This window comes from Paenibacillus faecalis (genome assembly GCF_900289175.1).
In the GTDB taxonomy this organism is placed as follows: domain Bacteria; phylum Bacillota; class Bacilli; order Paenibacillales; family Paenibacillaceae; genus Paenibacillus_AQ; species Paenibacillus_AQ faecalis.
The window spans coordinates 3,967,920-3,980,963 of record NZ_LT985747.1 but is presented as its reverse complement, the minus strand read 5'-3'; the positions used below and the strand labels follow the sequence as shown (position 1 = coordinate 3,980,963).

Below are 13,044 nucleotides of genomic sequence, written 5' to 3'. Positions count from 1 at the left end.
TTTTGCTTCCATGGGTAATCGTAAAGTACAGAGCCGTTCTAAGTTAATCGTTTGATTTTTACTAATTATGTGAGGAGTGATTGAAGAATGGATAACAACGTATTTAAAGGGAAGTGGAATCAGCTTAAGGGTGAGGCCAAAGTTCAATGGGGTAAATTAACGGACGATGATTTGGACGTCATTAACGGCGAAAAGGATAAGCTCGTGGGCAAGCTACAGGAGCGTTACGGACATACAAAGGATGCAGCGGAGCGCGAATACAGGGAATGGAGCGCACGGTTTAAAGATTAGAGCGCAGTTGTCTAAAAGTTGTGGAATGATAAAAGAGCATCATTTAAATATGACGGGTATCGCTTATGTGAGCGGTATCCGTCTTTTAAATATGGTTGATATTTCTTTGACAAATACAAGAGGAAATCATATATATTCTAACGAAGTAAGTAATTCATGTTCTGGGAGAAGAGCCCGTTTCAATGACTACATAAGACATAAAATTGTCTAAAGAGAGGAGAGTACCTATGACCAAACATATGATATCTACTACAAAAGCTCCGGGAGCCATCGGCCCCTACAGTCAGGGGGTAGAAGTCGGAGGATTCGTATATACTTCCGGCCAGCTTGGGATCAATCCGGAGACCGGGCAATTTGGACAAGATGTTGCTGAACAGACACATTACTCCCTGAGCAATGTAAAGGCGATTCTGGAAGCAGCAGGCACAACGCTTGATAAGGTTGTGAAGACGACGGTTTTTCTGAAGGATATGAATGATTTTGCTGTGATGAATGAAGTGTATGGAAGCTTCTTTTCGGAACCGTACCCGGCGCGCAGTGCGGTTGAAGTCGCCCGGCTACCGAAGGATGGACTTGTAGAAATCGAGGTTATTGCGATTAAGGAATAAGAAGTGGTTGCAAGAAAAAAAGCTGTCCTGTTGCAGGCCGATAAGGGGCTGAAACAACAGGATAGCTTTTCTCATTTACGGCGGATAAAGAAGAGCCAGATCGCATATATGAACAAAATGGCAGCGAGAACAAAGGATGAGAGCAGTATTTGATCCACATCTTTATGTTCGGTAGAAATCGCTATATAAGCCCAGACGAACACTAACGGAAGCATATAATCGCGGTAAGGATAGCTGATCAGAATAGCAAGGACAGCTCCGGTGCACAAAAGAGCTGTGCTCCAACCAATCTCGGTTAACCCGAAGATGGACCATCCGTTTTTGTGAATGACGATTCCAATGTTGACCAGAAAAGCGGAGCATACCCAGCCCAGGTAAATACTAAACGGCAGCTTTACGAACAGCTTTTCTCCGGTAGTTGGATAATGGATGCTGCGCGTTTTATAGTATATAACTCCAACGGATAACACCAAAAGAAGCATCATGCCAACTGACCATTCAATGTATAGGTAATGCCAAAGAATGAGCCAAGAGATATTAAAAATACAACTGAGGATGAACCATATGCCAATGGATCGAACCGAATCCCGAATTCCGGTATCTCTGCGCCATTGATAGATGAGAAAACCGGCCAGAAGTACATAGATCAAGGACCAGATCATAAAAGCATAACTGGCAGGCGTTATGTAAATATAGTATTGGTCTGAAATTTGCTTTATTGTTCGGCCACCGAGCGGCAGCGTACTCGACAAAATATTGACAGCGATAACAGCAGCGAAAGCGACTATATTCCACCAACGAAAAGAATTGGTTCGATACATGGATGACTCCTCCTAATACAGATTCGAATTGAATGAGGTGATTGATAAATCCGTAACATATGAGAATAGAACACTCATCATTATATGAATATACCCCAATTTAGTTGAAATCAAGCCTGCATCCCTTTTCTTTTCTGTAATCATTGGGCGTCAGCCCTTCAAGCTTTTTGAATACTTTACTGAAGTATTTTTCATCCTGATACCCGACCATTTCAGCGATTTGGGCAATTCGAAGCTGGGGATTTAACAGCAGTATCTTTGCTTTGTCAATCCGGAGTCGCCCTAGAAAATCAGATAATGTCACACCGAATTCCTGTTTGAATTTACGGGATATATATTCCCGGCTTAAAAAGAAGCGGGATGCAATGTCCTGCAATGATATTTCCTCATGATACGAATGCTCCAAGTACCGGGCTATATCATGAATAATATGGTTCTCTCTGGAATGGAGCTGCGACATGACTCTTGAAGCGGACTGTAATCGACCGATCATCTCGATCTTCCACGTGTCCCAAGAGATCTGTCCCTCATCGTCCAGTGGAAGCGGAGAAGGCAGGCCCTGCAAAATCTCCGCATCCTCTTCGGGTAAGGCTCCGCCTTCGATCGCCTCCGGCTCGGTCCAATGCCGCTGAAGCCAATCCCATTCCAGATTCCAGCGGCGCAGATGCTCCGGGGTTATCACCCCTCGCTCTCGCACTTCTTTCAGCCATTGATCGATTATATATTCCATCTGTTTTATGTTTGCGCTCAGTGCAGCCAGCCGAAATTTTTCTTCGTAGGAGACAAGCATAAATGGCCTGGAACCGCTGCTGTCAACCCAAAGGCTGGAATGAATGTAGCCGTGATCTCCTAACAGATGACGATTCCATAGTGCTTGTTCAGCATCTTGAAATCCTCTTGACAGTTCTTCAGGAAACCTGGATCGATTGCTCACACCGAAATGGGCACGGCGGTGAATTGCAGCATGTATACCATCGTTAATCTGATGAAGGATGGAGGAGAAGGGGACGACTTCTTCCCAGTACAGAATGATGATCACGCCCGGCATGTCCATATGCCGGAAAGCTAGGCCTTTCAGGTTCAGCACCTCGTTGCAAATATTGATCAATGTAAAGGCAAGGAGATCGCGCCTGTTGCGATATTTGGCTAAAAGTCCCTTGTCAAAATGCATATCACTAGTTGCTGCGATGAAGCATGAATCAACATGATCGGGAAGCGATCCCCAGTTTTTAATCTGTTCGATCAGTTGGTCTTTGTTTCCACTGCCGATCATTAGATCCGTCCAAAGCCGGTCCATATAAATCGATTTCATTTGGTTGACTTCAATTCCCCGAATCGCTTTTAGGCGTCGTTTTTCTTCATCCTGATGCCAGGCTTTCGCCGCTTGGTCCAGCGCTTCATTTAAAGCCGCGGGATCAACGGGTTTGAGAATATAATCGATACCGCCATAACGGAGCGTATGGCGAACATATTCGAAGTTATCGTATCCGCTGATAACGAGTACTTTAATGTCAGGCATATCCTTATACAGCCAGGTTAGCAGCTCCGTGCCGTTCTTGCGCGGCATACGCATATCTGTCAACACGATCTGCGGTTGATGCTCGCGGATTAACGCGACAGCCTCCTCGCCATCCTCGGCTTGAAGGATTTCTGTGATACCGTGCTTCTCCCAATCTGCCAACAGTTCAATGGCTTCTCTAACATGCTTTTCATCGTCTACAATGATTGCTTTCATTTCTCATTACACTCCCCATGCGTTCATTTCCAAAGTGACTGCAACGCCGTGCGGCTCCACATTCTCGATGTGAAGACGTGCGGAATTGTCGGAATACAGGTTTAGTCTCATCAGTACGTTGCTGAGTCCGATAGAATAGCCGTTATTTAACGCTTCATTTTCGGCGGCATGCTGGAGCATGTTCTGAAGGTTTAATAGTTCGCCCTTATCTATTGAAGTTCCCGTATTTTCGATTCGAATGTTTATACGATGCTCTTCTGTCAATCTGGAGGATATGGACATTCGTCCGGTGTTCGCCCGGTTATCCATGCCATGCTTGAAATAGTTTTCAACGATTGGTTGCAGGATCATCTTGGGAACAGGCACGCTGAGTGTGTCCGGATCAATATCCCATATCACTTCCAGCTTGTCTTCGAATCTTTGTTTTTGAAGATCAAGGTATAACTCAAGGTAGTTCAGCTCATCTTTCAGTTTAACAAGTGCCTCACCGTTGCGCATGTTATATCTCATAATATTAGCAAGTGAAGAGAGCAGGGAGTAGATTCGCGGAACGTTATTTTGCAGGGCCAGTGTACCGATCGATTGCAAGGAATTGTACAGGAAATGAGGATCGATCTGAGCTTGAAGCACCTTGAGCTGATTCGTTTTATTGGCAAGCTCAAGCTTATATTCCCTAAGAATCAAGTTGTTGATCGTATCCATCATCTGACGGAATTGACGAGCTAGCAGACCGATTTCGTCGGGGCTGTTTATATTGATTTCAACGTCCAATCTGCCGATCTGTACCTGATTCATATAAGCGGCAAGTTGTTTAATTGGTTTTGTAATACGAATGGAAATCCACAGTGTCCCGAAAATAACGACCAGAAGTGCCAGTACAGCAATGATCAGATTAATGCTTGTCAGCTCTATCGAATTTTTGTACAAGGATTGGTGCGGAATTTGTTTCACGAGCGTCCATGGGGCAAAGGTTAAATCCAGTTTTTCATAGATGCTCATTGCGTTGCTGCCGTCAAAATATCCTCGATCCTTGCCCGAAATTTCATTCAGCAGAGCCATATCTTTAAATGTTGATCCCACTTCATCCGAATTTCGGCTGTACAAAACAACACCTTTGTCATCCAGCAAATAGAGGTGTTCTTCATCAGGATTATAGAGCTGTTCGCAAATGGTTGTTATACCGTCGAGCTTCACATCGATAGCCATCAATGCCAGCTGCTTTGTAGATGGAATATCTGTAATCGAACGATAGAACGTAATGACCGGTCGGCTGGCAAGATCAGCCGGTCGATATGAGAAACCATAATTATGGCTCATGTGAACAGGCTCGATGGCAATATCACCGTCACCGAACTGCTCCAGTCTTCGAAAAGGCTCTGAACGAAACTCTCTTCTGGGAACGCCGCTTGTAATTTGAGTGGATTGGCCGTTCAGATTGTTATGCAGGTAAATCTGATGAATATCCGGGTTTGTGTTCAAGATGGATTGCAGTGTTGCATAAATGTCTGCCACTACCCGATAGTTGTCTGGATCAAGAGCCAGATTAAGAAGAAAGTTAGGATCGTGGTAGATGGATAGAGAATCCTGGTTAATATTGCTTAAATAGTTGGTCAGATTTGTTGTTCCCTGATAAATCAATCGTACGTTTTCATTCACGGTCTGTTCTTTTACGGATTCCCGGGTATGAGCCCATGTAATTATTAAGGACAGAAGCAGCGGAATGGTAGTTACGACGAGCATGAATTGAATAAGTCGGGAACGGATACTCCGGACTTTCATAATTGTCACCTCAAACTTTGCTGCGAGACAAATCAGGTCAATATATTACTCCTATCGGTTCATGATCCTCTGTTTTCATTGTTTCTTTGCTATCGCATAATGGCACTACATACAAAAAGAAAAGGAGGATATCAGGATGAAACGGAAAAAAACATCAGACTGGATTCAACAGTTCATTTTCGTGGGACCTTCTACATTTTTTTTCATCCTTATCATCATCATTCCTTTCCTGCTCGGTTTATACTACTCTTTCACGAACTGGAACGGGGCATCCGATCAGGTTGAATGGGTCGGAATCGATAATTTCATCACCATTTTTACGAATGATCCGAAATTTCTTGACGCTTTCTGGTTTACCATCCGTTTTACTGTGCTGGGTGTTATATTTACGAACCTGCTTGGGTTCTTCCTAGCTTACTTACTTACAAAGCCTTTAAAGACGCGTAACGTGCTGCGGACGATCTTTTTTATGCCGAACGTTATCGGCGGTTTGCTGCTCGGTTTTATCTGGCAATTTATATTTGTGAAAGGGTTTGCAGCAATCGGCAACTTAACCGACATTTCCTTTTTCACACTCCCGTGGCTCGGAACGAAAGGAACGGCTTTCTGGGCGATTGTCATCGTGTTCGTATGGCAGACAGCCGGCTACCTGATGGTGATTTATATTTCATCACTCAACAATGTACCGAAGGATGTTTTGGAAGCTGCTGAAATCGACGGTGCGAGCCGTGGACAGATGCTGCGGACGATCATTTTTCCGCTAGTGATGCCAGCTGTTACAGTCTGCTTGTTTCTGGCCATTTCATGGTCCTTTAAAATGTTCGACCTGAACCTGTCCTTGACGAAGGGCGGTCCATTCGGTTCGACAGAATCAGTCGCTTTGAATATTTACAACGAAGCCTTTGCGAACAATCGTCTTGGACTTGGTACGGCTAAAGCCGTTATCTTCTTCCTGGCCGTTGCCATTATAACCAGTCTGCAGGTTCGATTTACGAAAAGCAAGGAGGTCGAAGCCTGATGGAAAATATTAATAAGTACCGCACGGGTACCTTTGTTATAGAAGTCATCATGATTTTAATCGGCTTGCTCTTTCTGGTTCCGTTCTATTTCCTTTTCGTAAACTCGGTTAAAACGTTCGGCGAACTGCTGACGGATTCTGCGGGGCTGCCGACGACGATTGAATGGAGTAACTACTCCAGAGCGTGGTCTATTACTAACTTTCCGTCTGCATTCTGGAACTCGCTCGTCGTTACCGTTGTCAGCAACTTACTGTTGGCTCTGCTCAGCGCGATGACGGCTTATCAGATGGTACGCCGAAATACCCGGTTTAATCGATCGCTTTTTGCAATGTTTGTGGCGGCGATGGTCATTCCGTTTCAATCGATTATGATTCCGCTTGTAAAAGTAACATCTACGATTGGGCTGGGGAACAGCTTGTACGGGCTTATCATTTGCTACCTTGGATTCGGAGTGCCCCTAAGTGTATTTTTGTTCCATGGCTTTGTAAAATCAATACCGTTTGAGATTGAAGAAGCGGCGAGAGTTGATGGTTCAAGTCCGTATGGTGTGTTCTTCCGGATCGTGCTTCCGCTGATCAAACCGATGTTTGTGACGGTGATCATTCTAAACACGCTCTGGATCTGGAATGATTATTTACTGCCGTCTCTTATTCTGACTTCTCCAGAACTAAGGACGATTCCGATTGCAACCTATGCTTTCTTCGGGCAGTACACGAAGCAATGGGATTTGGCTCTGCCAGCTCTCGTGCTCGGAATTACGCCGATCATCATCTTTTTCCTGGCTATGCAGAAATATATCATAGAAGGAATAACTGCGGGCGCCGTTAAGGGGTAACTTTTTGAACTGGTCAATTCCATCCCCCTGAAATATCAATATCGTACCTAACGTCTAGGGAAATAGGCTGATTATACTAAAAGAAGGAAGAGAGAGATAGTGGGTTATCCATTGTATCCATCATAAAAGGGAGGACGAAGCGATGAAGAAATATAGCAAACTGGCACTCGTCATGGTATTGGCATTTTCTGTTCTTCTGGCTGGTTGCGGCTCCAAGGATAATACTCAGGGAGCAGAGGGAGAACAGGGTGAAACGAAAACGCTTAAAATATTTCAATTTAAAGTGGAAATCGCTGAAGCCATGAACCGCTTGAAGGCTGAGTATGAGAAAGAGCATCCAGGGATCAAGCTGGATATTCAAACCGTTGGCGGTGGCTCAGACTATGGCGCTGCATTAAAAGCAAGGTTTGCATCGAATGACCATCCGGACATTTTTAATGTTGCTGGTTACCGGGATTTTGACACCTGGTTTGAGAAGTTGGAGGATTTGTCAGATCAGCCATGGGTAAGTGATGTTGTGGATGTTGCGAAGGAGCCTATGACGAAGGACGGCAAGCTTTACGGTCAGCCGATGGGAATTGAAGGCTACGGATTTATTTATAACAAAGACCTGTTTGCCCAAGCAGGAATAACGGAGCTTCCTAAAACTTTAAGCGAGCTGGAAGCTGCGGCTCAGAAATTGCAGGCTGCTGGAATTACACCGTTTGTTAACGGATATCAGGAAACATGGATTTTGGCCAACCATCTGCTTAATATCGGTTTTGCCCATCAGGAAGATCCGGATGCCTTTGTTAAAGGCATGAATGAGGGCACAGAAAAAATAGCAGGCAACCCTGTATTTGACGAGTGGATTAAACTGTTTGATCTAACATTGAAATATGGTCAGAAGAATCCGCTGACAACCGACTACAATACGGAAATTACGATGTTCGCCAGCGGTGAAGCCGCTATGACCCAGAACGGGAACTGGACGCAAGTTCAGATTGATGGAATTAATCCGGAACTGAATATTGGTTTCTTGCCGATGCCGATCAATGATGATCCGGAGCAGAATGATAAGCTTCCTATTGGTGTACCTAACTACTGGGTCATTAACAAAGAGTCCAAGATGAAAGAGGAAGCCAAGCAATTCCTGAACTGGCTTGCCACTTCAGAGACAGGTAAAAAATATATGACGGAAGATTTTAAATTTATTCCGGCTTTCAAATCGATGGAGGGAAGCCCCGAATTGGTGGGTGATCTGGGAACAGATGTGATGAACTACAGCAAGGAAGGCAAAACGCTCACTTGGGAATTCAATAAATTCCCTGACGGCGGTATGAATGAATTCGGCAGCCAGATGCAGGGCTATGTCGCGGGTAATGTAGATAAAACTCAATTATTCGAGGCATTGGAGCAGTCCTGGGCAAGTCTGAAAGCGAAGTAAATCATGAAAATCAAATAACAAGACGGTTTATAAGCTGTCAACTATGGAAAGAGGTGTCGGACTCCCTATTGGGGGGCAACGGACACCTCTTTTTTATATTTAAGAAGTCCACGTTACGGGAAGGTCTTGTTATCGCTCGCGTTTTAGGAAATATACAATTAATCGAAATATGTTAACATTAATTTAACTTTACTATCGAAGAATGAATTGATTGTAGATCCAATTAAAGTTGAACCATACTCTAAATAGAGGAAGGTGGGGGAATGAAATATTATCTCTTTACTTTTATTGTATTAGGTGTGTTTCAAATTATTTTGGATATGAAAATACGCAAAAAATTAGATTATGGTTACGGTGGATATATGTCAGAGACAAATGGATTTAGATCATATGTTTTGACTTTATGTATGTTTGTAGCTGTGTTAATTATTAGTCTCTTCTCGTTATCTCAATTCCACCCTTTGATTGGTATATTACTTATGGTCTTATTCGGTATTCGAGCTGCATTTGAATGGAAATACATTCGAGATACAAACAGACATGTTGTTTCACTTTGGTTGGTGGCAATATCATTCGTTGTGACAGTCTTATACTTTATTCTCTGGAAAGTATATTTTCAATAAATCAAAAAGAACCGAACTTCGTGCGGTTCTTTTTGATTTGAGAAAAGGCTTTTAATTTTTGAACTGTATCCGCCAAGTAGAAGTACCAAAAGGATCATGAATTTCTTTAAAGCATTGTACTTTTTTAAGGAGTCCACGTTTGTTATCAATCACGTATCAGGAAATATACAATGATGCCAACGATGGGGAAGAATAAGAGTAATACAAGAACGATCAGAGCATATTCTGAGCTTTTTCCTCTTCGTTTGGCATCACGGTAACCCCAGACGCAGATGCCTATATGGAGAATAAGGAACAAGAGGGGGAGAACGAGTGCAGCCATCGCAAACATACCGAAAGTAGCCAAGGAGATCAGCCTCTCTAAAATAGTTTATAATAAATTATTACGTAATACATAGTAAAAGGTGTCACATAAATGGAAAATCCATGAATTTGCGATACTGCTTTTGTACAGGATAAACGTTTGAAATTACTTCTCGATCGTATAAGATAGAAATAATATCTGTAAAGCAGTAAAAAGACAGGAGACAACGATGAATCAACCGCTGTATGGCGTATGGTTAGGAGATGCGTTTTTTTGTTTTTCCGGTGAAATGTCGGAGCCCAGAGTGGACGCATGGAGCAGGGTCATCAGAAAGCTGAAGCTTGAGGACGGGACACATCCATTTTCGAATGCTTCGCTCCGGTTGGCAGAATTGAGATATCCGGTTCAATCGGCAGGTACACGGCGTACAGAACGAAAGACACTCGGAGGGAGAACGATGGAGGGGCTTGCCCTCACTCCTGGAGATACGTTCTCAATGCTCCTATCTCTGGATGCCACGCTGTATGAAAAACAGGGGCTTGTATTGGGAGAAGAAATGGAGTACTGGTCCATTGCTGCCAGGTTTGCGCTGGAATTGCTGCTTCGCGGCAGGGTCGCGCCAGGAACTGCGGAGGCTCCTTCGACCGGGCGACGGCGGAGTATAACCACACATATGGTCAAAGCGGTATGGAAGCCTCAGCTTACAGGAGAAGATGCGGAACGATTTTTGAAGCTGGCGGCTAATATACCGCCGTTATGTATAGGTGTACCTAAAGTATTGGAAGGAAAGGACCCGGCGACCCGGGAAGAAGCGGGCGCTGTTGTACTTTATTCATTTCTTTGCTCCATGATCGATACTGAGATGAGGGAAGCTGTGCGGGGGATGGAAGGGAAGCTTTCTTCTTATTTGCATAATTATCGGCGTGGACGCTCGCCGCTTACCGAGCTATGGTGGAACAGTCTGCTTACTGTAAGTCGTGAAATCCCAGTTCAGGGAGCGGCCGAGGAAGTTCAAGATCTAACCCGTGATGTGGAGCTTGCTGGTCATACAGCACTCCCTTATATAGAAGGGGAAGAGTTGCCCCCGGAAAATGGAAATATCCGGCTTGTTCTCAGACTCGAACCTCCTCTGGAAGAGGGGCAGACGGATTGGTTTGTATCCTTTTGGGCGGAAGGTCGGGAGGATGAGGGGCTATGGCTGCCCGCCAGCAGCATTTGGAGAAGCAAAGATAAGGATCTTTTGATTCGCGGACGCATGTACTTAGCCATTCAGAAGCAGCTGCTTCTGGCGATCGGGGAAGCGGCTGAGCAGTCCGAGGAACTAACGCATGGCTTGAATGGACCGGCTCCGGAAGGGGTTGTTCTGCCGTTGGAGAAGCTCTCGTCCTTTATGAAGCAATCTGTTCCTCAGCTTAAACAGATCGGTGTGACCGTCCAGATGCCGTCCAGGTGGAGCCGGGAAGGGCGCCGCAAAGTTGGACTGACATTAAGAATGAAGCAGGATGCAGCATCAAACGGCACGGCAGAACATCGCCTGCCCTCCCTGGGCATGGACCATCTTGTATCATTTGAAGTTTCGGCTGCCGTTGGGGGGCAGCATCTGACCCGTGAAGAGCTGAAGGCACTGGCGGAAACCAATATGCCGTATGTACAGTTTCGAGGCGAGTGGATTGAGATAAATCTGAAAGAAATCAATCAGGTGCTCAGGTTCATGATGCGTCACGAGCAGAGTGAAATGAAGCTGTCCGAATGGATTCATCTGACGGCTGAGATGGATGAAGATCGGATGTGGAAAGGGTTCTTCATTGAAGAGGTGGAGACGGCAGGAATGTTGTCTACGCTGCTAAATGAAGAAGAGCGGTACAGAATTCAAGAGCGTCAGGTTCCATCTTCGCTTCACGGTCAGCTGAGACCTTATCAGGTTCGCGGTTACCAATGGCTGAGCGTTATGCGCGATTTGGGGTTTGGCGTCTGTCTTGCTGATGATATGGGGCTGGGCAAGACGGTTCAGGTCATTACCTGTCTGCTCGATCGGAGAAAAGAAGAGCAAAATGGCCCTGTTCTGATCGTGTGCCCAACTTCTCTGCTAGGAAACTGGCAGAGGGAGCTTCAGCGTTTTGCGCCAGGGCTGACGCTTTATATCCATCATGGCGTTCAGCGTTTGCGGGGTGAGGCGTTTCAAAAAGAAGCGCTCAAGCATGATATCGTGCTAACGACATATCATTTGGCTGGACGCGATGGCACTGATTTATCGTCTATTCGCTGGTCCAGTGTTGTGCTGGATGAAGCTCAATATATTAAAAATTATAGAACCAAGGCGGCCCAAAGCGTCATGAAACTGTCTGCACCGCACCGGATTGCTATGACAGGAACCCCGGTCGAGAATCGGCTGGGAGAGCTGTGGTCGATCTTTCATTTTTTGAATCCGGGGTACTTGGGTTCGTTTCATGCTTTCCGTCAGCGTTATGTCCTGGGGGAAGACCAGAGGGAAAGGCTTCAGGAACTGCACCGGCTGGTATCACCGTTTATGCTTCGCCGGCTTAAGAGTGACCCGGATATTCGCAAGGATCTGCCTGAGAAGCTGGAGATGAAATCATATTGTACGTTGACTGAAATTCAAGGTGCGATGTATCAGGCTGTTGTTGATGAAATGCTGGAACAGATCGGAGATCGTAAGGGCATGGAGCGAAAGGGTCTGGTGCTCTCATCCCTAACCAAGCTGAAGCAGATTTGCAACCATCCGCAGCTGCTGCGGGGGGACGATGGACGTACATTGAAGGCAGAGGCATCGGGTAAAATGCAGCGTCTGCTTGAAATTTTGGACAGCATAGCCGAAATGGAGGAGTCAGCGCTTATTTTTACTCAATATGTGAGCATGGGCGAAATGCTGGTGAAGTTGTTGACCAAGCGCTATGGCAAAAAGCCTCCGTTTCTGCATGGCGGCGTGACCAAGCAGGAGAGGGATGATATGGTTCGTGTCTTTCAAGAGGGAAAAGGTACAGGTTTTTTTGTGCTTTCCTTGAAGGCAGGGGGAGTCGGGCTAAACCTGACACGTGCGAACCATGTGCTCCATTATGATCGCTGGTGGAATCCGGCTGTTGAGAATCAGGCGACAGACCGGGTGTTTCGGATCGGCCAGGCGAAGAACGTTCAGGTTCACAAGCTGATCAGTCAGGGAACGCTGGAAGAGCGAATCGACGAACTGATTGAGCAGAAAAAGGCTCTGTCCGAGCAGGTGATTGGGTCCGGGGAGACTTGGCTGACAGAAATGTCGGATCGGGAACTTCGTCAATTGATCGAACTGCAGGGGCAGGATTGGATGTAACGTGAATTTTTATAGGCAGACAAGTAAAATTCATTGGCCGGAAGGGAAGGTACGATGTGTGATGTCAACACCGGAAAAGCAGAACAAAATCATGCTGGAGTTCGCGCCGGGACAGCTGCGCGGAACGGTCGCTGGCGAGCCGTCGGTAACGGTCGATGTTACGGTTCACGTGCTTGAACCTGCCGCTAAAGACGGCTTGCTCCGCCGTTTAAACGGCGATCCACAGGCGCTGTATGGCCTGCTTAAGGGCCGTCCAGCTCCATGGCTGGACGAGTGGA

11 protein-coding genes and 1 pseudogene are annotated in these 13,044 nt (G+C 45.6%); 8 read left to right on the top strand and 4 right to left on the bottom strand.

Going from position 1 to position 13,044, the window contains the following annotated elements; all coding sequences use genetic code 11:
• The first annotated feature begins 87 nt into the window (after positions 1 to 87).
• Both C8268_RS18675 and C8268_RS18670 read left to right on the top strand, forming a co-directional pair.
• Complete coding sequence (locus tag C8268_RS18675; RefSeq protein ID WP_106769059.1) at positions 88 to 291, top strand: CsbD family protein; 204 nt, start codon at positions 88 to 90, stop codon at positions 289 to 291.
• Positions 292 to 518: 227 nt separating this feature from the next.
• Positions 519 to 899, top strand: coding sequence for a RidA family protein (locus tag C8268_RS18670; RefSeq protein ID WP_106769058.1), 381 nt, complete (start codon positions 519 to 521; stop codon positions 897 to 899).
• Positions 900 to 970: 71 nt separating this feature from the next.
• Here C8268_RS18670 and C8268_RS18665 read toward each other — a convergent pair whose 3' ends face one another.
• The 3 genes from C8268_RS18665 to C8268_RS18655 all read right to left on the bottom strand — a co-directional run bounded on the left by C8268_RS18665 (position 971) and on the right by C8268_RS18655 (position 5,234).
• The gene (locus C8268_RS18665; RefSeq protein WP_106769057.1) at positions 971 to 1,720 is read right to left on the bottom strand and encodes a tryptophan-rich sensory protein; all 750 of its coding nucleotides are present in this window, start codon (positions 1,718 to 1,720) and stop codon (positions 971 to 973) included.
• A 100-nt stretch (positions 1,721 to 1,820) separates the two neighbouring features.
• Positions 1,821 to 3,455: a response regulator transcription factor gene (locus C8268_RS18660; RefSeq protein WP_106769056.1), complete on the bottom strand. Its 1,635-nt coding sequence runs from the start codon at positions 3,453 to 3,455 to the stop codon at positions 1,821 to 1,823.
• A 6-nt stretch (positions 3,456 to 3,461) separates the two neighbouring features.
• Entirely contained in the window at positions 3,462 to 5,234 is a 1,773-nt protein-coding gene (locus tag C8268_RS18655) for a cache domain-containing sensor histidine kinase (RefSeq protein WP_106769055.1), read from the bottom strand.
• Between the two features lie 136 nt (positions 5,235 to 5,370).
• On the opposite strand from C8268_RS18655, the gene C8268_RS18650 reads away from it, so the two are divergent.
• The 4 genes from C8268_RS18650 (at position 5,371) to C8268_RS23565 (ending at position 9,137) form a co-directional block, all read left to right on the top strand.
• A complete protein-coding gene (locus C8268_RS18650) occupies positions 5,371 to 6,252 on the top strand; it encodes a carbohydrate ABC transporter permease (protein ID WP_106769054.1) in 882 nt (293 codons plus the stop codon).
• The gene (locus C8268_RS18645; protein WP_106769053.1) at positions 6,252 to 7,088 is read left to right on the top strand and encodes a carbohydrate ABC transporter permease; all 837 of its coding nucleotides are present in this window, start codon (positions 6,252 to 6,254) and stop codon (positions 7,086 to 7,088) included. The genes C8268_RS18650 and C8268_RS18645 overlap by 1 nt, the downstream gene beginning before the upstream one ends.
• A gap of 142 nt (positions 7,089 to 7,230) precedes the next feature.
• Positions 7,231 to 8,514, top strand: a complete 1,284-nt coding sequence (locus tag C8268_RS18640) for an ABC transporter substrate-binding protein (protein WP_106769052.1) — start codon at positions 7,231 to 7,233, stop codon at positions 8,512 to 8,514.
• A gap of 263 nt (positions 8,515 to 8,777) precedes the next feature.
• Positions 8,778 to 9,137, top strand: a complete 360-nt coding sequence (locus tag C8268_RS23565) for a DUF4181 domain-containing protein (protein ID WP_106769051.1) — start codon at positions 8,778 to 8,780, stop codon at positions 9,135 to 9,137.
• A gap of 145 nt (positions 9,138 to 9,282) precedes the next feature.
• Here the strand turns inward: C8268_RS23565 and C8268_RS18630 are convergent, their stop codons facing one another.
• A complete protein-coding gene (locus C8268_RS18630; protein WP_106770023.1) occupies positions 9,283 to 9,468 on the bottom strand; it encodes a PLDc N-terminal domain-containing protein in 186 nt (61 codons plus the stop codon).
• Positions 9,469 to 9,670: 202 nt separating this feature from the next.
• On the opposite strand from C8268_RS18630, the gene C8268_RS18625 reads away from it, so the two are divergent.
• Both C8268_RS18625 and C8268_RS18620 read left to right on the top strand, forming a co-directional pair.
• The gene (locus C8268_RS18625) at positions 9,671 to 12,766 is read left to right on the top strand and encodes a DEAD/DEAH box helicase (protein ID WP_106769050.1); all 3,096 of its coding nucleotides are present in this window, start codon (positions 9,671 to 9,673) and stop codon (positions 12,764 to 12,766) included.
• Positions 12,767 to 12,827: 61 nt separating this feature from the next.
• A pseudogene (locus C8268_RS18620) lies at positions 12,828 to 13,044 on the top strand (hypothetical protein); the annotation flags it as partial.